The following is a 1123-nucleotide window of genomic DNA, read 5'->3' as shown; positions in this document are numbered from 1 at the left end:
CGCCGGCGATCACGAGGAACGCGACCTCCTCTTCGATCGCACGATCCACGAGTTGCCGCAGCGCGTCGCGCGACGCGTTGCGCAACTGCGCGGCCGGCGCGTCGGGGTACGCGCTCAGGCCGTGCAACGGGCTGTCAAGGTGAATGTCTGCCGCGTGGATGAACTTCACGAAGATTCCTCTGTTTCATGATGCAGGTGCGAAGCCGACCGATGTTGCGCGTTGTCGGTCGACTGGCCCGGTCGTCCCAGGCGGGTCCGGATGGTACCTGAAAGCGCGCGACGCGAATTCGAACGACATGACCACCGGATGTCGACGGCAGGCGATGCCCGCCATGTTCATCCTGCCAGCGTCACTCGCCGCGCGGCACGGGCGGCGGCGCAAAGCTGTCGTCGTTGCCGGGAAACGGATTCGCATTGCGGCGCAGCGCGTCCTCTCCGCTGTCCTTCTGCGCGAACAGCGCGACGCCGATCACGCCGACATTGGCCGTATCGCCATACTTCGAGTTCGCGACGTAGCTGTCGGGCGCCGACGCAAAGCGGAACGCGGCGACTTCATCCCGGTTCTCGCGGAAGCCTTCGATCGTCAGCGTGCGGCCCGGCAACCGGGAGCCCCGCTATTTAAGCATGGCGGGCAGGCAATTGGCAGAGGGTGCGCGGACCGCCTGTTTCGGTCCACGGCGTGCGCAGCACGTCACGATGCGCGACGCGCGCCAATAAAAAAAACCCGGCCCGCATCAAGCGGGCCGGGCCTTCGCTGAAAACGTATCGCTTACAGCGCGCCGCCTTGTGTCGACGCCGAACCCTTCACGCCGACCGATGCGCCGCCCTGCACCGAGTTCGCCGCGCCCTCGAGCGCTTCGCCGGCCTTCGCCTTCGCGCCGCCGGCGACTTCGCCCGCGGTCGACACCGCGCCTTGCGCATGGTTCTTCGCGGAAGCCGCGACGTGCTTCACGTGCGACTTCGTTGCGTGCGCAGCCGATGCCGCCGCATCCTTCGCCGAGCCGGCGGCCGAACCGACCGCTTGCGTCGCGCCGCCGACCGCATTGCCGGCTGCCGAGCCAACGCCGCCGACCGTCTTGCCGACACCGTGCAGCGCGCCGCCGACGAGATTGCCTGCGCCCGA

Annotated in this window: 1 protein-coding gene and 2 pseudogenes; all 3 read right to left on the bottom strand. The window is 68.2% G+C overall.

The window, feature by feature from the left end:
• Positions 1 to 169, bottom strand: a pseudogene (locus PI86_RS17255) (DNA repair exonuclease); the annotation flags it as partial.
• A gap of 181 nt (positions 170 to 350) precedes the next feature.
• Entirely contained in the window at positions 351 to 602 is a 252-nt protein-coding gene (locus PI86_RS15510) for a hypothetical protein (RefSeq protein ID WP_442854580.1), read from the bottom strand.
• A 167-nt stretch (positions 603 to 769) separates the two neighbouring features.
• Positions 770 to 1123 (bottom strand): annotated as a pseudogene (locus PI86_RS15505) (hypothetical protein); the annotation flags it as partial.

This window comes from Burkholderia sp. A9 (assembly GCF_000801975.1).
This window is presented reverse-complemented; position numbering and strand designations above follow the sequence as displayed.